The following is a 302-nucleotide window of genomic DNA, read 5'->3' as shown; positions in this document are numbered from 1 at the left end:
GTGCTCCTCAGGGTCCCTGGATCGAGGTGTGCCTGTCCGGATGCTGCAACACCACGACACACCGTTAGAACACCTCGATCCAGGGACCCTGAGGAGCACTGCCGGGGTGGGTGACCCCCTTCGGTCCGGAGCTGTCAGCCATGCGGTCGTAGGTCCGCCAGGCCTTGGGTCGGCCCTTCTTCTTCTTCGCCATGGTGTGCAGTGTTGCTGATCGTCTGGCTCGGCGCAGCGATTCGGACACCCTGCGTGCTGCGTGCTTGCTCCGCTCTGCCGGTTGCTCCGCAGGGTCGTTAGGAGGCCTG

1 protein-coding gene is annotated in these 302 nt (G+C 64.9%); it reads right to left on the bottom strand.

The window, feature by feature from the left end; all coding sequences use genetic code 11:
* Nucleotides 1–64: 64 nt before the first annotated feature.
* Nucleotides 65–193, bottom strand: a complete 129-nt coding sequence (locus FVA95_RS33600; RefSeq protein WP_255474726.1) for a hypothetical protein — start codon at nucleotides 191–193, stop codon at nucleotides 65–67.
* Between the last annotated feature and the right edge of the window lie 109 nt (nucleotides 194–302).

This window comes from Pseudonocardia sp. EV170527-09 (genome assembly GCF_008369905.1).
Classification (GTDB): domain Bacteria; phylum Actinomycetota; class Actinomycetes; order Mycobacteriales; family Pseudonocardiaceae; genus Pseudonocardia.
This window is presented reverse-complemented; position numbering and strand designations above follow the sequence as displayed.